Source organism: Alteromonas sp. 4NS20-0143, assembly GCF_057542855.1.
This window is the reverse complement of record NZ_BAAJLR010000003.1, coordinates 351,182-376,227: the sequence shown is the minus strand read 5'-3', so window position 1 is coordinate 376,227 and position 25,046 is coordinate 351,182. Positions and strand designations below refer to the sequence as shown.

The 25,046-nt window shown below is 46.4% G+C and carries 17 protein-coding genes; 13 read left to right on the top strand and 4 right to left on the bottom strand.

Going from position 1 to position 25,046, the window contains the following annotated elements; genetic code table 11:
- Positions 1–23: 23 nt before the first annotated feature.
- The 3 genes from AC27HD_RS08855 to AC27HD_RS08845 all read left to right on the top strand — a co-directional run bounded on the left by AC27HD_RS08855 (position 24) and on the right by AC27HD_RS08845 (position 3,986).
- Entirely contained in the window at positions 24–1,313 is a 1,290-nt protein-coding gene (locus AC27HD_RS08855; RefSeq protein WP_487105176.1) for an FAD-dependent monooxygenase, read from the top strand.
- Positions 1,314–1,418: 105 nt separating this feature from the next.
- Positions 1,419–2,591 (top strand): FAD-dependent monooxygenase, encoded by a 1,173-nt coding sequence (locus AC27HD_RS08850; RefSeq protein ID WP_032097512.1) that lies wholly within the window; start codon positions 1,419–1,421, stop codon positions 2,589–2,591.
- A gap of 90 nt (positions 2,592–2,681) precedes the next feature.
- Positions 2,682–3,986, top strand: a complete 1,305-nt coding sequence (locus AC27HD_RS08845) for a M24 family metallopeptidase (protein WP_487105174.1) — start codon at positions 2,682–2,684, stop codon at positions 3,984–3,986.
- A 147-nt stretch (positions 3,987–4,133) separates the two neighbouring features.
- On the opposite strand, the gene AC27HD_RS08840 is transcribed toward AC27HD_RS08845, so the two are convergent.
- The 3 genes from AC27HD_RS08840 to AC27HD_RS08830 form a co-directional block, all read right to left on the bottom strand.
- On the bottom strand, positions 4,134–4,985 hold the full coding sequence (locus AC27HD_RS08840) for a LysR family transcriptional regulator (protein ID WP_032097514.1): 852 nt from the start codon (positions 4,983–4,985) through the stop codon (positions 4,134–4,136).
- A gap of 77 nt (positions 4,986–5,062) precedes the next feature.
- A complete protein-coding gene (locus AC27HD_RS08835) occupies positions 5,063–6,637 on the bottom strand; it encodes a tryptophan halogenase family protein (RefSeq protein ID WP_487105172.1) in 1,575 nt (524 codons plus the stop codon).
- Positions 6,634–7,662, bottom strand: a complete 1,029-nt coding sequence (locus AC27HD_RS08830) for a LacI family DNA-binding transcriptional regulator (RefSeq protein ID WP_487105170.1) — start codon at positions 7,660–7,662, stop codon at positions 6,634–6,636. The genes AC27HD_RS08835 and AC27HD_RS08830 overlap by 4 nt, the downstream gene beginning before the upstream one ends.
- A gap of 217 nt (positions 7,663–7,879) precedes the next feature.
- Between AC27HD_RS08830 and AC27HD_RS08825 the strand changes: the two genes are divergently transcribed.
- The 10 genes from AC27HD_RS08825 to gcvP all read left to right on the top strand — a co-directional run bounded on the left by AC27HD_RS08825 (position 7,880) and on the right by gcvP (position 23,697).
- Entirely contained in the window at positions 7,880–10,627 is a 2,748-nt protein-coding gene (locus AC27HD_RS08825) for a TonB-dependent receptor (protein ID WP_487105168.1), read from the top strand.
- Between the two features lie 231 nt (positions 10,628–10,858).
- Positions 10,859–13,486 (top strand): family 20 glycosylhydrolase, encoded by a 2,628-nt coding sequence (locus AC27HD_RS08820; RefSeq protein WP_487105166.1) that lies wholly within the window; start codon positions 10,859–10,861, stop codon positions 13,484–13,486.
- A 107-nt stretch (positions 13,487–13,593) separates the two neighbouring features.
- Positions 13,594–14,499, top strand: coding sequence for a glucosamine kinase nucleotide-binding domain-containing protein (locus AC27HD_RS08815; RefSeq protein WP_487105164.1), 906 nt, complete (start codon positions 13,594–13,596; stop codon positions 14,497–14,499).
- Positions 14,496–15,560 (top strand): glucosamine-6-phosphate deaminase NagB-II, encoded by a 1,065-nt coding sequence (gene nagB-II, locus AC27HD_RS08810; RefSeq protein WP_487105162.1) that lies wholly within the window; start codon positions 14,496–14,498, stop codon positions 15,558–15,560. The genes AC27HD_RS08815 and nagB-II overlap by 4 nt, the downstream gene beginning before the upstream one ends.
- Entirely contained in the window at positions 15,557–16,738 is a 1,182-nt protein-coding gene (gene nagA / locus AC27HD_RS08805) for an N-acetylglucosamine-6-phosphate deacetylase (protein ID WP_487105160.1), read from the top strand. Before nagB-II ends, nagA begins: the two co-directional genes overlap by 4 nt.
- Before the next feature lies 1 nt (position 16,739).
- Positions 16,740–18,089, top strand: coding sequence for a sugar MFS transporter (locus AC27HD_RS08800; protein WP_487105158.1), 1,350 nt, complete (start codon positions 16,740–16,742; stop codon positions 18,087–18,089).
- A gap of 321 nt (positions 18,090–18,410) precedes the next feature.
- Entirely contained in the window at positions 18,411–18,839 is a 429-nt protein-coding gene (locus AC27HD_RS08795; protein ID WP_487105156.1) for a DUF4168 domain-containing protein, read from the top strand.
- Between the two features lie 309 nt (positions 18,840–19,148).
- Positions 19,149–20,228 (top strand): glycine cleavage system aminomethyltransferase GcvT, encoded by a 1,080-nt coding sequence (gene gcvT, locus AC27HD_RS08790; protein ID WP_487105154.1) that lies wholly within the window; start codon positions 19,149–19,151, stop codon positions 20,226–20,228.
- A gap of 48 nt (positions 20,229–20,276) precedes the next feature.
- Positions 20,277–20,666 carry a glycine cleavage system protein GcvH gene (gene gcvH, locus AC27HD_RS08785; protein ID WP_032097526.1) on the top strand — a complete coding sequence of 130 codons (390 nt, stop codon included), beginning with the start codon at positions 20,277–20,279 and terminating at the stop codon, positions 20,664–20,666.
- Positions 20,667–20,787: 121 nt separating this feature from the next.
- Entirely contained in the window at positions 20,788–23,697 is a 2,910-nt protein-coding gene (gene gcvP, locus AC27HD_RS08780; RefSeq protein ID WP_032097527.1) for an aminomethyl-transferring glycine dehydrogenase, read from the top strand.
- Between the two features lie 292 nt (positions 23,698–23,989).
- On the opposite strand, the gene AC27HD_RS08775 is transcribed toward gcvP, so the two are convergent.
- Positions 23,990–24,898 (bottom strand): alpha/beta fold hydrolase, encoded by a 909-nt coding sequence (locus AC27HD_RS08775; protein WP_487105151.1) that lies wholly within the window; start codon positions 24,896–24,898, stop codon positions 23,990–23,992.
- Positions 24,899–25,046: the final 148 nt, after the last annotated feature.

Here is a 25,046-nt window from a genome sequence, read left to right as displayed (position 1 = left end):
TGCACCTAGAAGGAACGTACTGAGTGAAGAGTGTTGATGTAGTTGTTGTTGGCGGCGGAATTGTCGGTTGCGTTCTCGCAAAAGGGCTGTCCCAGGGCTCAGGGCTGTCTCAGCGCTCAGGGCTGAAAGTAGTTCTGATTGATTCGACAGCGCCAGTTTCATCAAGCTCGCTGAAAACAAAAGCACCAACAAACACACCTGTCACCAACGACTTCAATCCATTTACCGATACCCGTGTTATCGCCCTTGCTCGCCGCACGGTACAAGAGCTTACCGCACTCAACGTACAGTTAGATAAACTGGCAGAATACAGCTTTGGCGAATTACCGCCGACCATTAATGCTATTGAAGTAAGCGACAGTGGCCACCTAGGGTTAGTGAATTTAGCAGCAAAAGACTTCCACATTTCCTCGTTTGGGCAGGTGGTCTCGTTAAGTGCATTGACTAAGCTTGTTGCAGACTCTAATGACAGTTACGAGCATGTAGCGCCTGCAAAGGTAGTGAGTGTAAAGCAGCATGTTGCACACACCGACGTTACCTTAGATAACGGCGAAAGTTATCGGGCTAAGCTGTTGGTGCTGGCCGATGGCGGTCGCTCTCCACTGGCTGAGCAGGTGGGCATAGGCAGAAGTGAAAGCGACTACGGTCAAACCGCCATTGTGTTTAACGTTCACACCCAGCTATCTCACGGCAATAAGGCATACGAACGTTTCACCGACTCTGGCCCATTAGCGTTTTTACCCTTTGATAACGAAATAGACGGTGAAAAGTCATCAAACAGTGGGTTTTCAGTGGTGTGGACAGTAAAATCTGACAAAGCCGCTCACCTATTAGCCATGTCGGCCAATGAGTTTGCTAACGCTTTACAAGGCGCGTTTGGCTATCGCCAAGGTAAAATAGAAAAGGTAAGCGATAAAAGCAGCTATCCACTTTCACTAAAACTTGCCAGTGACGTAATGGCTCACCGAACAGTGATTGTGGGTAATGCTGCACAGGCGCTTCATCCCATAGCGGGACAGGGCTTTAACCTGGGCCTTAGAGATATCCACACCTTGATATCGGTGCTTACTCGCAACACGATATCACCCTCTGACCCGGGCGATTTCTCTGTTTTACATGAATACGCAAACAAGAGAAGCAAAGACAGAAAAGCCACGGTGGCGCTCACCGACACCTTGGTACATACATTTTCTAACCGTCACTTTCCCCTTGTTGTAGGGCGAAATTTATCGCTACTTGCGCTTGGAATGTTGCCCGCTGCCAAAAAGCAGTTTGTTAAGCAAACCACTGGATACGGCCTTGGCGCTAAGTGAGCCATTGCCACGCACATAGCTGAAGTTAACCAGTTTTTAAACGAATTCAAACTAAGGCTCTAACGAGCGTTAACCGAGTTTGTACGAAAAAAATAAGAGAGAGTTATGCAACACGTTGATATTGGAATAGTGGGTGGCGGAATTGTTGGCTTAACGCTAGCCGCTGCGCTAAAAGAAAGTTCGCTGTCTGTTGCGATAATTGATAAGCACCCTTTATCAACAGCCCTAGGCGAGAAGCCTACCGCACGAGTCAGTGCTATTAATCAGGCCAATATTGCTGCCTTGCAGTCGTTAGACGCATGGCAACACCTGCAAAAAGATCGCGCCAATGCCTACGTGGCCATGCATGTGTGGGATAAAGACAGCTTTGGCGATATCCATTTTAGCTGCGAAGAAATGGGCAGCGATGCCCTGGGCGTTATTGTTGAAAACCAGGCGTTAATTAATGCGCTGGCTCAGAGTGTGGAAAGTCAGGCTAACGTTCAGGTGTTTGAATCTGGCATAGAGCGGGTGCTATCAGGGCCAAATCAAAATATGGTGATGTTTGACAATAACGACGCCCTTAGCTGCCGACTGCTCATTGGCGCAGATGGTGCTAACTCCTTTGTTCGTCAGCAGGCAGGTTTTCCAATCACCTTTAAAGACTACGAACATACGGCCATTGTTGCCAATATCAAAACGGCGCTGCCCCATGAAAACGTTGCAAGACAAGCGTTTACTCCAACAGGGCCTCTTGCGCTATTGCCTATGGCAGAACCCAACGTCTGTTCTATCGTGTGGTCACAAACACCTGACGCTGCTGCTAAGCTTACCGCAATGAGCGACAGTGACTTCTGCAATGCCCTCACCGCCGCAAGTAACAGCATTCTTGGCATAACCGCTCTAGAAACTCAGCGTTCAGCATTTCCATTAACCATGCGCTACGCCAGAGAATGGGCTAAAGACGGCATCGCGTTAGTGGGAGATGCCGCTCACACCATTCATCCTCTTGCTGGACAAGGCGCAAACTTAGGAATGCAGGACGCGCTAGCACTGGCTGAATTATTGATACAGCTGTCGAACGAGGGCAGCGATATTGGGTTACACAAAAACCTACGACCTTACGAGCGCAGTCGTAAAACTGAAGCGATGAAGATGATTGCAGCCATGGACGGTTTTAAGTTGCTATTTGACGGTGACGACCCGCTTAAAAAGCTTATCCGCGGCGTGGGCTTAGCGGCAACTGATAAAGTGGGGGCGATTAAGCAGGCCTTCGTCAGTCATGCGATGGGGTTATAAACCGCCTTGTGCATTTTAAAAAAGCGGTAATAAGAACGTAGTTTAAAGAAACCATTTAAAAAATAATAATATAAACGACAGGTGAATTTCATGGATAAACGACATTTTTTAAAGTTTGCAGGCGCTGGGCTCGCACTCTCACCGGCACTTTCGGTGGCGGCAAGTGCCTCTTCCAGTGCTGAGGGCAGCGGCACTGCTTCTATGCCATCGCTATCATCACTAAAACCGCTCACTGAAAACGCAAAGCCCATTAACCTAACAGAAAGAAAAGCAAGAATAGAAAACGCACAGTCTTTGATGAAAGCACAAGGCATAGCGGCCATTCTAATAGAGCCGGGCGCAGCAATGGACTACTTTTCTGGTATTCAGTGGTGGCGCAGCGAACGACTAACGGCGCTTATTATTCCTCAAAAAGGGGATATTGCTGTTGTTACCCCGTTTTTTGAAAAGCCGAGCGTATTGGAGTCTCTTAAAGTAGGCGATGACGTTCGCGTATGGCAAGAGCACGAAAGCCCCTTTGACGTTGTTGCTGACATTCTAAAATCAAGAGGCGTTACCAGCGGCAAGTTAGGTGTAGAAAATAGCGTTCGCTACTTTGTTGTGAACGGTGTGAGTAATGCCATGCCTAATATGGATATTGTGCCTGCAGAGCCCATTACCCGTGGCTGCAGAATGTATAAAACGGCCGCCGAGTTAACACTGATGCATAAGGCGAATGAAGTCACGCTTGCAGCGTACGACGTTGTGTTTAAGCATCTTAAGCTAGGCATGACCCAAGCTGAAGTAAAAGCCTTAATGCACAAAGCACAGCAACAGCTAGGTGGCAGCAATACGTGGTGCCTTGCCTTATTCAATGACGCCAGCGCGTACCCGCACGGAACCAATGCAAAGCAAGTTATTCAGCAAGGTTCAGTAGTGTTGCTTGATAGCGGATGCAGTGTGCATGGGTATCAAAGTGATATCAGCCGAACTCTTGTGTTCGGTAAGCCATCACAAAAAGTGACAGACGTATGGAATACTGTGCGAGAGGGTCAAAATGTCGCGTTTGATGCAGCCAAAGTGGGCACACCTGCCGGTAAGGTAGATGACGCCGTGCGTGCTTATTACGTCACTCAAGGTTACGACAAAGACTATGCACTACCTGGGCTAAGTCATCGCACAGGACATGGCATTGGCATGGAAGGTCACGAAAGCGTGAATTTTGTGCGCGGCGAAACAGCGCCGCTTAAAAAGGGTATGTGTTTTTCTAACGAGCCTGGCTTATACATTCCTGGTGAGTTTGGCGTGCGATTAGAAGACTGTTTGTATATGACAGACAAAGGCCCACGATACTTTACTGAGCCACCTGCATCGCTAGAAGAGCCGCTAGGTCGCCTAGTACCTCTTGCCTCGTGATTTTCAAATAAGCATGGTTAATTTAACTTATGTTGTAAAAGGGCGCGCATTGCTTATGCGCGCTTATTCAACACCTTCAAAGCACATCTTCAGAAACTGATCTCAAGAACGACTTTAAAAACGACCTTCAAAGACCACTTTCACCCGTTAGTTATTTTTAAGTCGTGTAGTAAAAAACTCCGCCAAGGTTTTACTAATAACAGGGTGCTGGGTATCTTGGTTGAACAAGCAAATATTCACCTTGCCCAGTTTTGGTAGGTGAGGGTGTTTTAGCAAAGTCAGGTTGGCAGGTAGGCTTGATTTTGCCAACGCGGTAACGCCCAAGCCCTGCTGAATAGCCGCAGTTATGCCCCCTAAATCGGCGTTGGTATACGTGATTTTCCAAGCAAAGGTTTGCTGCTTGAGTTGCTCTATTACCCGGCTTCTATACATACAGCCATCTGGGGCCAGTACAAGGGGAATAGTGCTACCTACCAGAGGATGGGCACTATCTCCTACCCACACCACATCATCTTCTAACACCACTTCGCCTTCGGTGTCTTCATCGGGGTTAACCAAGGCCAAAATAAGGTCAAAATGATCGCGCTGGCTAGGATGCAGCAAGTCTCGGCTGAGCGAGGACGTGACTTCTAATGATACATCGGGGTAGCGCTTTGAAAATTCGCCAATTAACCCTGGCAAAAGGGTAGAGGCAAACTCATTGGGAATGCCCAATCGAAGGCGGCCGCTAAGCGGGGCAGGGGTTAAACTTCGAAATATGCTGTCGTTGAGTTCAAGTAACTCTTTAGCTTTTGCGTAAAGCCAATTGCCATCTGCACTTGGCACATGTCGCTGGCCTAGCTTGATAAACAGCTTGCGGTCTAGCTGCGATTCCAGCTTCTTAATTTGCAAGCTGATAGCTGGCTGAGAACGACCAAGAAAGTCGCCGGCTTTAGCGTACCCACCAAGCTCAATAACACTCACAAATGTACGCAAGTTATCTAACGAAAGCTGTTTCATTATATAAGTATTTCTAATTACCTACCCGCTCAATATTATATTTGTAAATGTTAATATTGAAAACCGCTATTACTCAATCAATAAGTTCTCGTATTCGGTTTTTGCATTTTAAGCAGCATGTCTTTCACCATTTGCTGTGGGTTAATCGTCGCTGCTGCTTTATTTCGTGCACTATCGTGCTTAAGTGGGGAAAAGCGTTTCATGCCAGCAAAGATGCAATACCAAGAGGGGCGTAAATACACTAAATTGGCATCTACTTCGTTTAATGCGTCTTCAAAATTTGCGCCGCTGTCCCACTCTTTTAGCAAGTAGGCAAGGGTATCTGGCACCTTCATTTCGTTTCTACACGCCACCCAATAAGGAGTGTCGGTGCGCGTATTAAGATAATAATGTGCAGCAATGTAATCTCTAATGCCATCAAACATGCGGTTCATTTCATTATTGTATATAGCGTGTTTACGGGTATCAGGTATTGGCTGCTGCCAGCAGTCGATAAAGTGATGAAGCGCGTATTGCACTAACATCAAAGCCGTAGCTTCTAACGGCTCAATAAAGCCTTGAGACAGACCAACACTTAAACAGTTTCCTGCCCAATGGGTATTTAACCGGCCTACCTCCATCTTTAAATGACGGGCAGGGCTGTCAGACGCGCTATTGTTAGGAGTATTTTCAGCACCTAATACGCTTCTAAGCTCTTGTTCTGCTTGCACCGATGTACAAAAGCGAGAGCTATACACGTAGCCATTGCCCCTGCGAGCGGTAAGGGGAATATTCCACTGCCAGCCATATTTTAGGGCTATTGAACGTGTTTGATATTTTATGGTGTCACTGCGTTTAGTGGGTATGGCTACAGCAGCATCGTTAAAAAGAGTATCGGCATAAGATGTAACCGGCCTATTCAGTGCTTTTTTACCTAAAATGCCGCGAAAGCCAGAGCAGTCGATAAATAAATCAGCGTGCAGCACACCGTGTGAATCTGTTTGGATCGCTTCGATGTTATTACCATGAGCGTGTACATCGACTACATTGCCTACTTTGTGAATAACCCCTTTGCTAGTGGCATAGCGCTTTAAAAATTCCCCCAACAAGCCAGCATCAAAATGATAGGCATAGTCAACATTGGCACTGTCTACTATGGTGTTGGGCGCTATGTTCTGTTTTACCATTTCAGCGGCGGTAAAATAATGCGACTCAGAAATATTACTAAGCTGTCCATGCCGCCGTTTGTTCACTGCATTAAAGTAATGCTCGGCAGTAGGCACATCAAGTGCGGAGAAAAAAGGATGAAAATACGAGGCCGCACTAGATGCGCAGGAGTCATCGCTTTTATTCCATGCTTCAAAGTTAATGCCCATTTTGTAAGTCGCATTACAGGCCTCCATCCAAGTGCTTTCTTCTACCCCCAAATAGGCAAAGAAATGTCGTAAATAGGGGGTAGAACCTTCACCCACGCCTACGGTGGGAATTGAGGATGACTCCAGCAGCGTCAAACTGCAAGATGACACAGAGTGGTGCTCTTTTTGTTCATGCTGCTTTTGTGACGTGGAAGAGAGAGAACCAGATAACTCGGCGGCCCTTGCAAGATAACAGGCTGTCATCCAGCCTGCGCTGCCTCCACCAACAATGACAATGTTATTGGGCAATGCTTTCATAGCGAAACCTTAGTGGAGGATCTCACCACTAATTGCGGAATAAAGGTTTGGGTTAAATTATCGAAATGTGATTTTGTCTTTTTAGCCCGTAAATATTGGATAAGCGACGAGGTTGCCGATTGGGCAATTTCATTTGTGGGCTGAGACGCGGTTGTTAGCGGCGGAAAAGTTTGTCGGGAGAATGGGCTATCCTCAAACCCCGCAATGGCTAAATCTTTGGGTACATCAACCCCTTTCATTCTTGCGCCAAACAGAGTTCCCGCGGCTATTTCATCGTTACAGGCAAATACTGCGGTGGGGCGTGCCTGCATAGAGAGCAAAATATCAGCACTTTTTACCCCGGTTTCAAATGAATAGGTGCCTTCTATAACTAACGATTCATCAAACGGTATTGAGGCTTTTTCCAATGCGGCTTTATAGCCATTTAAGCGCTCGGTGGTCGATTTGTGGATGACTTCACCAGCGATAAATGCGATATGTTTGTGGCCTTGGGCAATTAAATGCTCGGTAATGTGAAAGGCGGCCTTAAAATCGTTTACCAACACATAGGGCAGGGTAGAACTAAATTCGCTATCGCCAGACAAAATACGCACATAGCTAATGTTTTTCTCATTAAGATGGTGCAGTACATCGGGCATTTCAGAGAGGGGAGGGGAAAGTACTAGCCCAGCAAGCTGTGCAGAATCCACCATATCCACTAACTCTTGTGCAATATTCTCAGAGCTAGCATCGCAAGGATGAATAAGAAGCTCGAAGTTATTCTTGCGACAAACATCTAAAATACCTTTCTGCATATCAATGATGTAGTAGGCGTTAGGGTTGTCGTAAACGTAACCGAGCACCGAGGTGGCGTTACTTGCAAGATCCCGCGCGGCCTTATTTGGCGTGTACTTTAGCTCGGCAATAGCCTGTTCTACCCGTTGTAATGTGTCGGGCTTAACCGTGCCTTCTTTATTAACCACACGAGACACCGTTTTAATAGAGACACCGGCCAACTCAGCGACACTTTTAATTGTTGCAGCCAATTTTCACCTCACCAAAAAATTGCTTTAAATTTCAACAAATAAGTTCCATTTATTACTAATTTGTTAAATTTTTAATTGCGCGTTCACATCTAGTAATGTAACTTAACACCTAATGACAGCGTTGTCATCTTTAAATATATGCAGAAAACAGCGCCTGTCATTTTATTATTATAATAAATGACAGCGTTGTCATTTTGGCTGAGAGAAGGTTAAAACCATGTACAAAAATCAACAAAGCAAACTCACGAGAAGCATTCGCCTCGCCATTACAATGGGCGCATTAAGCGGTATGACAATGCCGGTTGCACTAGCACAGCAGCAAGACGACCAACAGCAAGCTAAAAAGAATCACACTGAAGTAATAGAAGTGACGGGTATTCGCGGCAGCCAAAAAGCAAACATCAACGCTAAGCGTTTTTCAAACGCAATTGTCGATGCAATAACAGCCGAAGACATTGGCAAGTTTCCCGATAAGAACGTGGCAGAAACCCTAGCACGTGTGCCAGGTATTACTATCGACAGAGATTTTGGTGAAGGTCAGGGCGTCACAATTCGCGGTGTACAGCCTGATCAAAACTTGACCTTAGTGAATGGTCAAGCGGTTGGTACAGGGCAATGGTTTGTACTATCCGATGCCACTCGTAATTTTAACTTTGAAATTTTAGCTTCTGAAATGATTGCAGGGCTTGAAGTGTACAAGTCGTCTCAAGCCGATATTGATGAGGGGGCATTAGGCGGAACGGTAATACTTAAAACTCGAAAGCCATTCGACCTAGACGCGAACTCTGGTCAATTATCTATTGAAGGTCAGTACGGTGATATTGCCGATGCGTTAGACCCATCAGTGTCGGGCTTATACAGCTGGAAAAATGAAGAAGAAACGTTTGGTATCTTGTTTTCAGGCTCATACCAAGAACGTACCGTAGAGCGTGAAACCAACGAAGACTTTGGTTGGTTTGGACCTAGCATTGCGCGTATCGACCCTCTTATAGAAGCCCCAAGCGGAGCGCAGGAAAAAGGCGCACTGCCGTGGGGAATGGGGTCTGCCTTATTTAAACAAAACCGCGAACGCGTTGGTTTTGATGTAACCGCTCAATGGGCACCAACCGATAACTTCGATATGTCGGTGCACTATCTATCTTCCACCCTTAAAGCAGACAACGTCAACTCAAACCTTATCGGTATTCCATTTCGCGGTATTGCCTACATGGGAACCGATACAAACGAGGGGACGGTTAGCGACGGCGTTGTAGAGTCGCTTAATGTCACTGGCTTACCGCAGCGTCCAGCGTGGGCTCGATTTATCGCTTATGATAATATTTTCCGCGACGGTTCAGAAATGTCTACTGAAATTATCGATATCGAAGGTAACTACCTTACCGACAACGGCGTGCTGCACTTCCAAATTGGTACCACGACGGGTGAGGGTGAAAACCGCGATTTCTTCACTGAGTTCTGGGCAGATGCTAACGACCCTCGTGCTGCGTTCGACTTCTATAATCCAGGCGGTGATTCGCCTTACATCGACTTCACAACAGCAAGTCCGTGGCTAGCTAACCCAACTGACGAAATGTGGCTGGGCGGTATATTCGATCAATTCAACAGCACAGAAGATACTGAAAACTACGTGCAGTTTGATTACGAGCACTCAGTAGATTGGGGCGCGATCACCGAAGTGAAAACTGGTGTAAAACGGCGTGATAGAAGTTTTTCACAGTCGCGTTACAGAACTGATTTGGCCAATTTAGCGCCAGTAGGCGAAGGAAGTTTAGGGCCTGCGTCAGACTTTTGGACTGGCGATATGCTTAACGTTTCTCACAGCGAGACCAATGCGGTATCAGCAAGCTATTTCTTCCCAGATAAAGACAGCATGTACAACGCGTTCTATAACGTTGCTGAATGTAGTGGTGATGCAACAACGTTGTGCCGCACTACCGACCGCTTCTTGCCTGAAGCTTCTTTTGATGTAGAAGAAGACATTACTGCACTTTACGTAATGGCTAAATTTAGCGGTGAAGGCTTTAGAGGTAACATGGGTTTACGCTATGTTGAGACCGACTCAACGTCTAATGGCTTCGACTTAAATTCTGGTGAAGCGGTTTCGTTTGACGGCGGATACAACGAATGGCTGCCAAGCATTAACCTATCTTACGATTTAGCGGATGACGTATTAGTAAGAATGGCGGCATCACGAGTGCTAACCCGCCCGGCGCCGTTCCAACTCGCTCCAGCGGTTAACCTAACACCTGAAACTAGTTCAGGTTCTGCCGGTAACCCACAGTTAGATCCGTTAACAGCCAATCAGTTTGAAGTAGGTGCCGAGTGGTACTTTAGCGAGTCGTCAATTGCAGCAATTACGGTATTTAAGAAAGATATTAATGACTTTATCTTTACTAAAACCGTGTCTCGCGAGATTGATGGGCAGCAGATTAATCAGCTAAGAACGCCTGAAAATGGTGGCTCTACCAGCATTGACGGTGTTGAAGTACAAGTGCAGCACGTGTTTGAAAATGGGTTTGGTGGCTATGCTAACTACACTTACACCGACGTAGCAGATGCACAGGTTGACGAAGCTGTGCCAGTGACTGATGCCGACGGCAACATAACGGGGGCCACGTTAGCCTCGCGTACAGTGAGCTTTCCAAATACGTCTAAAGACTCGTTTAACGTAGGGGTGTTCTACGAAACTGACTTATACAGTGCACGACTGAACTACAACTATCGTTCACAGTACTTTATTGCTCAAGCCGAAATTGGCGATCAATTCCGAGACGAGCAATCTCAGCTTGATGCGCAGTTTAGCTGGAACATAACCGAAACCATTACGCTTAAAGCTGAAGCCCTTAACTTAACCAATGAGATTTGGGAGAACTATTATGTTCGCTCAAGTGATGGCAAGCGACTGGGTGGAACGCAAAGTGCTAATGGACGTCGTTTCTTTGTAGGCGCTAGCATGAGGTTTTGATAGCTAATTAGAACTTTAGCGAGCTTGTACTTTTTGAATTAGTACTTTTTGAATTAGTACTTTACCGAACAAAACATGAAAAAGAGTTCGTTAAAAATGAGGGGCAGGGCATCTGTCTTGCCCCAACATTTTTCCCCTGCAATTGTCGATGTAGCGGCTTATAAAACAGCTTGAGAACGCAGGTGCAAAGAGCGGCTTGAAAGAGCAAACGAAACAACAAGGAATTACATAGTGAAACGTGTCTTAGGTTTATCATTGTTGCTATTGGCAAGTTATACACTTAACGCCAACGCAGCAGTAAAGATGGGGAAGGCAGAGCCTGCCCCTAAATCCAAACCCGAACAAGCTGCGTTAAATGCGTTGGGAGAGCACCTTGATGTAAGTTACAACGTGCTGAGCAATCTCGACGATACATTTTGTAAATCTTATATTCAAAAAGGTGATTGTTTCTCGTCGCGCATCCAGTTACGTGCTAAAGCGCAGACCATTGCAGCAACTACCTCACTTTATTTTAGCCATATCGCGCCAATTCGAGGTTTCTCCTCCACAAGCGATATCGCGATTGAACACTTAAATGGCGACCTCCATCGGTTAACATTTAATAAAGCTGTACCTCCGAATACGCCAGTTAGTGTTGATGTTGCTGCCCCGTTTTGGCACGCATCTCGTTCAGACGCTATGGCGAATTACTACCTTACTTTAGGGGAGCTATCTCCTGTCGTTGTTGCCGCTACTACTCGAGTAAAAGAGCCAGGCAGCGGGCTGCTTATCAACCAGCACACGGGAGATTGGCTAAATGAAGAGCAATACAAGCGAGCCACCATCGATAATATGCCGCTTATGGATAGCGAGTATGCGTATGAAAAGCTGCAAAGCGAAGCGTTATCGGCAAGCGCTTACTCAAAGAAAGTTGACTCACTACCTAATGTACCGCAGCGCGTTATTCCAAATGTATTGGTACAAGAAAATACGGGCAACGCCATAACCACACCAGGTATTCAATTTTCTGATAAGAATGCTGAACTGCTGGCGCCTGCTCGTGCACAAATGGCATTTTTTGGTCTACAACAGCATGCAGAGGGCTTGATGGTGTCGGTGTTAATTAATGGCCAATCTGGGCTTCGCACTGCCGAACAAGCAAAATACGCAGATAACGGCTATGAGTTGGTCGTAAACGAAACCGGCATTGAGATAACCGCAGATAACACCATTGCTGCAAACTACGCCCTGCTCACACTAATGCAGCTTTATAATCACCGTGATAACGAATTTCCAGCCACTTATATTAAAGACTCACCGCGATATGATTTTCGCGGCATGCATATGGACGTGGCGCGCCATTTTCCCGGTAAGCAAGCAGTAAAAAATGTTATCACGCAAATGTTCACCTATAAGTTGAACACCCTGCACTTGCACCTTAGTGATGATGAGGGCTGGCGTATTGAAATAGGATCGCTGCCTGAACTAACCAATATTGGCGCATACCGCTGTCACGATTTGTCAGAAACCCAATGCCTACTGCCGCAGTTAGGAAGTGGTCCGCACAGAAGTGCCGTTGGAAATGGTTACCTCTCTAAAGAGGATTACATTGAGTTAGTGCGTTATGCCCATCAGCGCGGCATCGAAATTATTCCCTCTCTTGATATGCCGGGGCATGCCAGAGCTGCCATTGTGTCAATGAACGCGCGATATCATCGTTTAATGAAAGACGGTAAAAAAGAAGCCGCAGCACAATATCTCTTGGTAGATAAAGACGACACCACCCGCTACGAAAGCGTTCAGTTTTATACCGACAACACGGTAAACCCGTGTTTAGACAGCACGTTTACGTTTATCGATACGGTAATGCGAGAGATTAAGGCGCTACATATAGCAGCAGATGTGCCTCTTAAACGCTTCCATATTGGTGCGGATGAAACGGCAGGCGCATGGACACAATCACCGGTATGTCAGGCCAATGGAGTAAATACAGACACTATACTGCCTGCGTTTGTCACCCGAGTGCAGCAACTAGCCACAAAGGCAGGGCTAGAAATAGGGGGCTGGAGTGATGGCATGGAAAAAGCCGCCTCTACCCTAGATAACGAAAGCGCATACACCAATGTGTGGCATCTTTTAGCGGCTGGTGGAAACGATACCGTTGCCCACTTTGCCAATGAAGACATTCCGGTAGTGCTGTCATTTCCAGATGTGCTGTATTTTGATTTTCCCTACGCCAGTCATCCCCATGAGCCTGGCTACTATTGGGGTTCAAAGGCGACATCGAGTGAAAAGATCTTTTCTTTTATGCCTGAAAATTTGCCGCAACACAGCAGTATTTGGCAAAACAGAATGGGCAACGATTATGAAACATCCGACAACAATAATACCGCGTCGGTAATAGGTATTCAGGGACAGCTTTGGAGCGAAGTCACTGTTAATCAAGACGCAGTGGAATACATGCTGTTTCCGCGACTGCTGGCGTTAGCCGAGCGAGCCTGGCATCAAAGTGCCTGGCAGCAAAGCAAGTTGCAGCAAAGCGAGCGCCCTCAGAGCAGCGTGCTTAACACCGACAACGCTAATAAAAAAGACACCCAGCGCCACAAAGCTTGGATAAATTTTCGAAACGCGCTTTACACGCAGCATATTCCAGCACTGGTTAAGCAAGGCATTAACCTGCGGGTACCTACGCCTGCTGCAGCAATTAAAGAGCAACACCTTGTAATGAAACAGCTTCCTGGTTTAGTCAATGAGTACAATATCGACGGACAAACATGGCGGGAATTTACTCAGCCGTTTCCTCTTCCTGTTAACAGCAGCGTGCACGTGCGCACAAAAGTGGCAGGCACACAATCGTATAGCCGAGCTTTAGTGTTGTGAGTTTGCCTCTTAACTTGTTGTTTTTATTAGTTAAAAATGACAGCGCTGTCATTATCGAAGGCGCTGTTTTAAAAATTAGGGACATATTCCCGCATGAGAAAATGTGAATGAAATCTGACTTATTTTTTATTGGAATAGACGGTGGCGGTACAAAGTGCCGAGCTCGTCTAGAAGACAGCAATGGCATGCTAATTGGCGAAGGTATCAGCGGGCCTGCCAATATTATGCGCGATAGTGCCCTGGCACAGCGCTCAATGATTGAGGCTATTGAAAAAGCGATTGCTGCATCAAGGCTCTCTATTGGTAAAGAGCAATGTGTGGTCGGCGCAGGTCTTGCCGGTGCTAACATTGCGCAAGCGGCTGAACAGTTTAGATGTTGGTCACACCCTTTTCACCAAATGCATGTACTTAGCGACCTGCACGCAGCCTGTTTAGGGGCGCACAATGGGCAAGCTGGCGCAGCAATTATCACGGGAACAGGGTCGTCGGCTACATGTTGGAACAACGGTATGTTTACCGACATTGGCGGTCATGGATTCCCCATTGGCGATGTGGCAAGCGGGGCATGGCTTGGCTTAAAAGCCGTGCAGCATACTTTGCTCTGTTTAGACGGTTTACGCCCAGAAGACGAACTGTCGGCAACAATTTGCAAGGCGCTTCACACACAAAATGCAAACGATATTGTTAGCGTTAGTGCCACCTACAACACCCATCACTTTGCCGCGCTGGTAGAGCAGATGCTGCCACTACTTTATATGTCGGTAGACAGTGTGGTGAGTCTGTTTAAAGAGGGGGCAAACTACCTTGAGCGCGTGGCGAACGTACTGTTAGCGAATAACGAATGCTCGCTTGCCATGATTGGCGGATTAAGCACCATCTACTCTCAGCATCTTTCTAGCGATATACAGGCGCGCACTGTATCGAGCAAGTCATCGCCTCAGCAAGGCGCACTATTTTTCGCTAAAACTCGATTTTCCGATCTCCAATCCTCACATTTAACAGGTGAACAATGAATTCTTCAGTTATGGCTAAAGAAGCCAGAGAAGCTCCTTTGGTAATACAGAATCAGTTGTCTAGCAACGATGACAACGTAAAGCGAATTGCCGATAAGCTTCGCAGTATTAACCCTCAACTCATCTACATTATTGGGCGCGGTACCTCGGATCACGCTGGGGTATTTGGTAAATATTTATTTGAAACTGAGCTGGGTATACCCGTATGTAGCGCAGCCCTTAGTATTGCTGGGGTATTTAATAAGCAATTAAACCTAAACAACGCAGTGGCTTTTGTAATATCACAGTCGGGAAGAAGCCCAGACATTTTAAGGCAAGCCGAATCTGCCAAAAAGGGCGGTGCGTTTACTATTGCTATTGTGAACGATGAAACGTCGCCGCTAGCCCATTTGGTCGATGCGGTTATCCCCATCTCTGCTGGCGAAGAAAAAGCCGTAGCCGCAACTAAAAGCTATCTAGCGACGCTGTCTGCGCTGTTACACTTGTGCGGACACTGGGGTAAAAACGATGAACTACTTTCATCGCTACAGCAATTGCCAGCTAGCTTAGATTCAGTGGTGAGCGCCCCCATGCAGCTAACCACTGAGTTTCTAAGGGCAACGCGAAACACCATTATACTGGGGCGCGGCTTTGGCTATGCTATTGGTCGTGAGGTGGCGCTTAAACTAAAAGAAGTGTTAGGCATTCATGCCGAGGCTTTTAGTAGCGCAGAGTTTATCCATGGCCCAGTCACATTGGTAGAGCAGCAACTCAAGGTAATTTCGTTACTTGTTAACGATGAAAGTGAAGCACTGCACAGGGCCATTATTGGAGATGTAATAGGCCGCGGCGCTCAATGTACTGAAATAAACGCAGGTAGCGCGATTACTTCTGCCAGAGCGATTACTACTGCTAGAGCGATTACTACTGCTAGAGCGATTACAGATAGTGGCCTTCACCCTCGTTTGCTACCCTTGCTAATAATGCAGCGTTTCTACTTAGATATTGAACATATTGCGGTGGAGATGGGGCTTAATCCAGACACGCCGCCAGGGCTTAATAAGGTAACGAAAACACAATGAAAAAAACTATCTATGTCGATTCAATCTTAGTCAACGCTGAATGGAAAACGCAGCAGGTGATTATTGTTGAAGACGGCACTATTTCTGACATTGTCGACGCTGCTAAATTCGCTACCGGCAGTGAAATGACTGCAAATAGTAAACACCTCGCTAGCATGGTGAATGTTGACGAGCGTATTGAAGGTACTGTTATACCTGGCTACGTAGATACCCAGGTGAATGGCGGTGGCGGCGTTATGTTTAATCATGCCCCCACACTGGAAAGCTTAAACATTATCGCTGACGCCCATGCGCAATTTGGCACTACGAGTTTGTTTCCCACGCTTATCACCGATGACTTTGCCACCATTTGCAGCGCTGCCGACGCTATATCGCAGGCTATACGCTTAAATCACCCCTCCATCATGGGCGTTCATTTTGAAGGGCCGCATTTGTCGGTAGCGAAAAAAGGGGTTCATAAAGCGGCTCATATCAGATCAATTTCTGATGAAGAGTTGGCGGTGTACACGCGAAAAGACATTGGCCAAGTTATTGTTACCGTGGCGCCCGAAAATGTGTCGCCTGAGGTCGTTCAAATCCTAGTTAAAGAGAATGTGATTGTTGCGCTAGGCCATTCAAATGCGCCATATGAGGTGGTACAGCAAGCCCTTGATGCTGGTGCTACTGGGTTCACCCACTTATTTAATGCCATGTCGCCATTAACCTCTAGAGAGCCAGGCATGGTAGGTGCTGCACTTTTATCTGATGCCGTTTGCGGGCTGATTGTTGACCATCAACACCTTCATAAAAAGTCGGCAGAACTCGCCTGCAAAGTAAAAGGGGAAGAGGGCATTATGCTTGTCACCGATGCCATGGCTCATGTTGGGGGAGCACAAGACACCGTTGCCTTCTTTGATACTGAGATCACTCGAACGGGGGAGAAGTTAACCACACCCGATGGCACATTAGCCGGCAGCTGTTTAGATATGCACTCGGCGCTACGTCATTGCGTTAATGATTTAGGCATCACGCTAAAAAGTGCCAGTGTAATGGCAAGTACCACGGCGTCTTGCTTCACTCGCACTCAGCGTAACATTGGGCAGTTAGTAACAGGGGCTGCCGCTAATTTTGTTGTACTTGATGAGCAGCTTCACCTTAAACAAGTGTGGCAGCACGGCAATATCTTAAAGAGAGCATAATATGACCCTACATGCCCAAACAAGCGTGGCGCCGCCAAGCGGCCTAGCGCGCTACACCCCAATAGTAAGTATTGGGCTACTGTTTTTTATATTTGGTTTTATCACCTGGCTTAACGGTGCGCTTATTCCATTTTTACAAATGGTGTGCGAACTCACTGAAATTCAAGCCTTGCTTATTGCCTTTTGTTTTTACATTGCCTACGTGGTGATGGCGCTACCGATGGCGAAAATACTTGAGAAAACAGGCTATCAAAAGGGCATGAGTTTAGGGTTGGGTATTATTGCTCTTGGGTGTGCGCTGTTTGTACCTGCCGCCCTAAGCGCATGGTTTCCCATATTTTTACTCGCGCAATTTGTTGTGGGCAGTGGGTTAACCATACTGCAAACCGCCTCTAACCCTTTTATCGTGCGATTAGGCAGTGAAGAAAGCGCGGCTGCGCGAATAGCGTTTATGGGGCTTTTAAACAAGGCCGCTGGCGTATTAGCACCCATTATATTTACCGCGCTAGTGCTAAATGGCTTACCTGATGTGAATCAGGAAATGCTATCTGCAATGGCAGAGCAAGAGCGGGCGGCGCTAATTAACGATATGTCGGTGTCTCTTATACAGCCTTACATAGGAATGGCTATTGCGCTTGCAGTGCTTGCGCTGGGTTTTACAAAAATTAATTTACCCGCCATTGGGGAAGGTAATTCTGAGCAGGCTTGCAATGTAGACAGTAGCCTTAATACCCCGCAAGCTGACAAACGTATTTTGCAGTTCCCTCACTTGGTGTTGGGCGCAGTCAGTCTATTCTTTTACGTAGGGGTAGAGGTAGTGGCTGGCGACACAATAGGTTTGTACGGTTCATCCCTTGGTGTTGATAACGCGACAACGTTAACCTCGTACACAATGGTAGCTATGGTAATTGGGTATGCCATTGGTTTGGTGTGTATTCCTCGGTTATTCTCTCAGCAGGCGGCGCTGCTTGGCTCTGCTGTTACTGGTGTGCTATTCACCTGCGCCATTTTGTTTGCATCAGATACAAGTACTTCAATTTCAGATGCCTTATGGGGCTGGGCTGGAATTCAGGTATTGCCAAACAGCGTAGCGCTTATCGCACTGTTGGGTTTTGCTAACGCGTTAGTATGGCCTGCAATTTGGCCGCTGGCTCTCAATAATTTAGGTAAATATACCGCGCAAGGCTCTGCGCTACTTATTATGGGAATAGCCGGTGGCGCCATATTGCCAATGGTATATGGCGGTGCAAGTGAGTGGGTAGGCGGGCAGCATGCCTACGCTATTATGTTGCCTTGCTATTGCTTTATTGGCTACTACGCTATTTGGGGAAGTAAAAAGCAAATTTGGTAAGCGGTTAGCTTGGTGAAGCGCAGTTTTGTTAAGTGGCTGTCTTGTTGAGTGGCAATTTGTTAAGCGAAAGGGCGGTGGTGAGAACGAGTGGCGAATGTGCGTGGCCAAAAAAAGTATCGAAAACTTTGCCCTTAGTATTTGAACTTTTGAAACTCGCCATTGCCCGACGTATTGTAACTGTCAAAAACTGCAACTGGCAAAACCACAGTTACCAACAATTGGCTAGGTGGCTTGTATTTAAACAATATGTTTATGGCTTTATTTTTTAAAGGGTACAGCTCATCGGGTTAATTGACATTCACGAAATGACAAGGAGCTTTAATGAAGCTTATTAAGACAACATTGCTCACCGCCGCCTTAACCGCAGGACTAAGTGCAGGTGCAGCCATTGCACAGGAAACAAATACACAAGCCGTAAAAGCTCAAGAACAGCAGAGCGCCACACAACAGGTGCAAATTTCTGAAAAGCAGGTAGATCAGTTTGTTGATGCCTATTTAACAGTTCAGTTAATAGGGCAGAAGTATCAAGCAGAAATTCAGGCCACTGACGATCAGGCAAAGGCCAAAGATCTCCAGCAAGAAGCCAGAGACAAAATGCAAACCGCGATTTCCGACAGCGGTATAGCCATGCAGAAATACCGTGAAATTTCTCTTGCCGCTAATCAAGATGAGGCGTTACGAGGCCGCATTTCCGAAAAGCTTACCGTAGAGCTAGAGTCGCGCCAGCAGGCCCAAAACGTCGACAGTTAAGCTGCATCGTATTCACGCATTCTCAATAAAACGCTGCATCAATATGTAGCGTTTTTTATTTTGCGCTCTCTACTTTTCCCTTATTGGCAAACCTGCTCTGTAAACTCTCTTTAATCTGGCTCAACAGGTTCTCCTCGAAGGCTCTTCTAAAGCTCTTCTTCCCCCCTTTATGAATATAACCTTTTCTGATGTTATCTAGTATCTACATCAGGTTTTCAAATGTAGTGATAAGAATTATCAATTTGTTACGCGATTGTTACCTATCTATACTCATCATCGTTTTCTATCTTTCAACAAGAGTAAAGTGGAATGTCCAACACCACCGCCCTACATGCGAAGCACCTAGAAGCTGGTGCCAAAATGGTCGACTTTTTCGGCTGGGATATGCCGATTAATTATGGTTCTCAAATTGAAGAACATCACGCCGTGCGCCAAGACGCCGGTATGTTTGATGTGTCTCATATGACCATTGTTGACGCGAAAGGCCCGCAGGCAAAAGCGTATCTTCAATACCTTTTGGCAAACGACGTTGCCAAGCTGAAAGACAAAGGCAAAGCCCTTTATAGCGGTATGTTGAATGAAGAGGGTGGGGTTGTTGATGACCTTATCGTGTATCACTTTGACGAAACTAATTACCGCCTAGTAGTTAACTCAGCCACTCGCGAAAAAGATATGAACTGGCTGTTGAGCAAAGCGGAAGGTTTTGACGTAACCATCAACGAACGTTCTGAGTTCGCGATGATTGCAGTGCAAGGCCCGAATGCAAAAGAAAAAGCGGCAACGCTTTTCAGCGCGGCCCAAAAAGAAGCAGTAGCCGGCATGAAGCCGTTCTTTGGTGTACAAGCTGAAGACCTTTTCATTGCAACAACAGGCTATACCGGTGAAGCGGGCTACGAAATTATGGTGCCAACGGCGCAAGCGTCAAGCTTTTGGCAAAGCTTGTTAGATGCAGGCGTTAAGCCATGCGGCCTAGGCGCACGAGATACATTGCGTTTAGAGGCTGGCATGAACCTTTACGGTCAAGATATGGATGAAACTATATCGCCACTTGCCGCTAACATGGGCTGGACAATTACCTGGGAGCCAGCAGACAGAGACTTCGTTGGCAGAAAAGCCCTTGAAGCATTGCGTGAAACAGGTACCGACAAGCTCGTTGGCTTGGTAATGACTGAAAAAGGCGTACTGCGCCACGGCCTAAAAGTAAAAACAGACAGCGGCGAGGGGGTTATCACTTCAGGTACGTTTTCACCCACTTTAGGCCACTCTATTGCCATGGCACGAGTACCTAGCAATGTGGGTGACACAGTAGAAGTGGAAATGCGCAAAAAGTGGGTTACAGTAAAAGTGGTTAAGCCCTCCTTTGTTCGCAACGGAAAAAGTGTTTTATAAGTTTACGTCTCAAGTTTGTAAAATTGACAAAGATTAATAGGAACGATTATGAGCAACATCCCAACTGATTTACGTTATGCCGCTACCCACGAATGGGTTCGCTCTGAAGGCGACGGTGTTTTTACTGTAGGTATTTCTGAGCACGCACAAGGTTTACTTGGCGACATGGTTTTCGTTGAGCTACCTGATGTGGGTGACGCGGTAACTACTGGCGACGACGTGTGTGTTGCTGAGTCGGTTAAAGCGGCTTCTGATGTTTACACGCCAATTACGGGTGAAGTAATAGAAGTTAATGCAGACCTAGAAGACTCGCCAGAGCTAGTAAACTCTGACCCATACGGCGAAGGCTGGATGTTTAAGATTAAAGCGGAAGACCCTGCAGAAGTAGAAAGCTTGCTTGACGCAGAAGGTTATGAAAACAGTATTGACGAAGAGTAATTCGTTACGCTGATAGAAAGATACACAGTTGAAAAAGGGGCATGAATATTATTCAGCCCCTTTTTAACTTTTAGATTTAACGACGCCCTTGCGGCAACCATTAAGAGTGCTTAACAACGTTATGTCGAATACTTCTCCTACATTGGCTCAATTAGAGCAAAAAGATACGTTTATCCGTCGTCATATTGGCCCGGGTAAAGGCGAAATTGAAGAAATGCTGTCTGCCATTGGTGCTAGCTCATTAGATGATTTAATTGAGCAAACCGTACCGGCAGGTATTGCGCTACCAGAACCATTAAAATGCGGCGAAGGTGCGACAGAAGTTGAAGCATTAAGTGAGTTGAAAGCGGTTGCGGCGAAAAACAAAATTAACCGTTCGTTTATCGGAATGGGTTACTACGATACCCATGTACCGAACGTTATTTTGCGTAATGTGCTAGAAAATCCAGGTTGGTACACGGCGTACACGCCTTATCAGCCAGAGATTGCGCAAGGGCGTTTAGAAGCTATTTTGAACTTCCAGCAAGTAACCATCGATTTAACAGGCTTAGAGCTAGCATCTGCATCATTGCTAGATGAGAGCACAGCAGCAGCCGAGGCGATGGGCCTTGCCAAGCGTGTATCGAAAAACAAAAAAGCGAATATCTTTTTTGTGTCTGACGATGTGCACCCACAAACACTAGACGTTGTGCAAACTCGCGCAGAAATGTTTGGTTTTGAAATTGTGACTGGCCCTGCAGAAGAAGCCGCAGAGCACGATGTGTTCGGTGCGCTTCTACAATACCCAACTAGCACGGGCGAAATTAAAGATATTTCTGACATTATTGCCGCCGTACAAGCGAAAAAAGGGATTGTGGCAGTAGCGGCAGACTTAATGAGCTTAGTTATGCTTAAGTCGCCTGGCGAACTAGGCGCAGACGTTGCACTAGGTAGTGCGCAGCGCTTTGGTGTACCAATGGGCTATGGCGGTCCTCATGCTGCTTTCTTCGCCACCCGTGAGAGCTACAAGCGTTCATTGCCAGGGCGTATTATTGGTGTAAGTAAAGACACACGCAATCGCCCAGCACTGCGTATGGCACTGCAAACTCGCGAGCAACACATTCGCCGCGAAAAAGCGAACTCAAACATTTGTACCGCGCAGGTATTACTTGCCAACATGGCAAGTTTTTACGCCGTATACCACGGCCCGCAGGGCTTAAAAACCATCGCCGAGCGCATTCACCGTTTTGCTGACATACTTGCTACCGGCCTTACACAAAAAGGCGCTAGCAAAGGCGTAGCCCTTAAGCACAGCACGTACTTCGATACACTCACTGTAATGGTTGAAAACAAAGAAGACGTACTCGCAAAAGCCTATGCCAATGGCATGAACTTACGTTCAGATTTAGACGGTGCAGTAGGCGTAGCGTTAGATGAAACTACTACTCGCGAAGACATTCTTGCGTTATTCAACGTTATTTTAGGTGATGATCACGGTTTAAGTGTTGAAGACCTAGACGCAGAAGTAACTACACAAGGCGTTAAGTCTATTCCAGAAGAGTTAGTGCGTACTAGCGACATTTTGACTCACGAAGTGTTCAATAAGTATCACTCTGAAACTGAAATGCTGCGTTATATCAAAAGCCTTGAAAACAAAGATTTGGCATTAAACCATTCAATGATTTCATTGGGCTCTTGCACCATGAAGCTAAACGCGACGGCAGAAATGATACCCGTAACCTGGGCCGAATTTGGGCAATTGCACCCGTTTGCGCCACTTGATCAAGCCGTAGGCTATCAAGAAATGATTGCAGAATTAGCTGAGTGGCTCATTGATGTAACGGGTTACGACGCACTTTCTATGCAGCCTAACTCAGGTGCACAGGGCGAATATGCTGGCCTATTGGCTATTCAGCGTTACCATGAAAGCCGCGGCGACAGCCACAGAAACGTATGCTTAATACCAAGTTCTGCTCATGGTACTAACCCAGCGTCTGCGCAAATGGTTAGCCTAAAAGTAGTGGTAGTAGCGTGTGACTCAAACGGTAACGTAGACCTTAACGACCTTCGCAAAAAAGCGGAAGAAGTGGGCGACAACCTATCGTGCGCAATGATCACGTACCCGTCTACCCACGGTGTTTACGAAGAAACGGTTAAAGAAATATGTGACATCGTTCACGAGCACGGCGGCCAGGTTTACATGGACGGCGCTAACATGAATGCGCAGGTGGGTATTACATCACCAGGCTTCATTGGCTCAGACGTATCGCACCTTAACTTGCACAAAACGTTCTGCATTCCACACGGTGGTGGCGGCCCAGGTATGGGGCCAATTGGCGTTAAATCGCACCTTGCACCGTTTTTACCTAATCACACCGTGATTAACGTAGAAACTGCGGGTAAAGACTGCGGCGCAGTAAGCGGTGCACCATGGGGTAGTGCGTCTATTTTGCCTATCAGCTACATGTACATCAAAATGATGGGTAGCGAAGGCCTACGCCGTGCAACTGAAGTGGCCATTCTTAACGCGAACTACGTGGCTAAGAAGCTAGAAGGGCACTTTGAAATACTTTACAAAGGCAACAACGACCGTGTAGCCCACGAATGTATTATCGACCTTCGCCCACTAAAAGAAGCCAGTGGCGTAACCGAGCTAGACATTGCTAAGCGCTTAAACGACTACGGTTTCCACTCACCAACAATGAGCTTCCCAGTGGCAGGCACATTAATGGTAGAGCCAACGGAGTCTGAAGCGAAATACGAGTTAGACCGTTTCATTAATGCCATGATTAGTATTCGCCAAGAAATAGCGAAAGTGGAAAGCGGCGAGTGGGATGCAACAGATAACCCACTGCACAATGCACCGCACACGCTAGCTGACATCTGTGACAGCGACTGGAACCGCAGCTACGACCGCATGCTAGCGGCGTACCCAGCACCAGAAGTACACAGAAACAAATTCTGGCCAACGGTTAACCGTATTGATGACGTATACGGCGACCGTAACTTAATTTGTTCTTGCCCAAGTATAGAGAGTTATATTGAGGGGTAGGTTGGTGTCGAAGTACTGATACTGATTTGAGAGGCGAACCGTTTGGTTCGCCTTTTTTGTGTCACAAAGGTATGTGACGGATAGTGATCGTTCATATTTTGAGCTGTGTTAAGAACAGACCTATTATGTTCTTTTACAAAGTTGACTCACGACTTAAAGACCTTCGAGATGCTAGTTTATTGACTCGCTGTATCGGCACAGCAGAAGGTCGTTGACGAATTCAAAACGGTAAAAGTGGTTCACATAAATTAACTCTAACCCCTTTTAGTTCCAATTTTCTGTCTCAAAAATGTTAACGGCTTATCCAATCTAGTATTTTCTGGTTTACCAGCTCTGGCTCTTCTCTATGCAGGAAATGGCCAGAGTTTGGTATTAACTCCCACTGATAGTCTGCTTCATTGGTGAAAAACTCCTTTGCTCGCGGAAGCATCTCTTTGCGCATATCACACTCTCCGCATAGCACCTTGGTAGGGGTAAGAATTGGGTTATCTAGCTTTTCAAACAGTTTGGCCAGATTTGGGTCGCGATACTTTTTCTGAATCGCTGAACGGTAATAGGCCAAAGTATGTTCAAATGATTGTCCCCAACGCATGCTTTCCACAACCTGATCAACATGCTCTCTGTCTTTAAAATCTGGGGACCAAAGTCGCCACAAAAACTTTAGGAACCAACCCTTGGTCGACCGAATGATAAGTTCAGGTATCACGGGTAACTGAAACAAAAACCAATGAAAAGAACGAATACAATGTTTAGGATGTTTTCTGAGAGTGCGTTTAATTTCCGATGGATGGGGGACAGCCATAATCATAGCTCTCTTAAATCTTTCAGGAAATGCACCTAGTACGCCGTAACTGATTGCAGCTCCCCAGTCTTGTCCTATCAAGAAGGTGTCTTGACCATCATCTAGTGAATCTGCCAATGTGAGTATGTCTAGAGCCAGCGTTGCTCTATCAAAGAAACTGTTTGCACTCACTTGAGTTGGCGCATAACCTCGGGTAAAGGGGGCTACTACCCGATAACCATTCTGACTCAGAAATCGAATCTGGTGCTCCCAGCTATATGCATTGTCAGGGTATCCGTGAACTAAGATGACCAACGGCCCATTGCCCGCCTCCAAATAGCAATATTTAGCACCATTTAGATTCAATTCCTTTATATCGGCATAATTGATCGGTTTTAAGCCAATGTTTTGTTCAATCACTGTTTTATGACTCTAAATCAGTTGCTAATGATTACAGCAGTATATTGCAAAGGAAATATACAAACTGTCGCCCAAATTACAGTCGACAGCTCAGCTTCCTTTCAGTAACAAAATCAGCGTAGAAAACTTACTGCATATCTATGATTTT